Origin of the sequence: Pseudomonas sp. KB_15, from assembly GCF_052114525.1 — a bacterium.
Lineage (GTDB): Bacteria > Pseudomonadota > Gammaproteobacteria > Pseudomonadales > Pseudomonadaceae > Aquipseudomonas.
Genome location: NZ_JBFREX010000320.1, coordinates 1 through 384, shown reverse-complemented (window position 1 = coordinate 384; position 384 = coordinate 1). Strand labels below are relative to the sequence as shown.

At 66.1% G+C, this 384-nt stretch carries 1 protein-coding gene; it reads left to right on the top strand.

What is annotated here, in order from left to right:
- Nucleotides 1–384 (top strand): sulfate ABC transporter substrate-binding protein (locus AB4Z35_RS31085; RefSeq protein WP_442101309.1); only part of this gene is annotated, 384 nt, incomplete at both ends.

The window sequence follows — 384 nt, the reverse complement described above, 5'->3', positions numbered from 1 at the left end:
TCGTATGACCCCACGCGCGAGCTGTACGTGGATGTGAACGCGGCCTTCGCCAAGGCCTGGAAGGCGCAGGGTGGCGATGCCGTGACGATTCGCCAGTCGCACGGCGGTTCGGGCAAGCAGGCCCGCTCCGTGATCGACGGGCTGGACGCCGACGTGGTCACGCTGGCGCTCGGCTACGACATCGACGCCATCGCTGAAAAGGGCTGGATCAAGCCGGACTGGCAGAAGCGCCTCCCCCACAACGCCTCGCCGTACACCTCGACCATCGTGTTCCTGGTCCGCAAGGGCAATCCCAAGCAGATCAAGGACTGGGGCGATCTGATCAAGCCGGGCGTGCAGGTGATCACCCCGAACCCAAAGACCTCGGGCGGCGCGCGCTGGAAC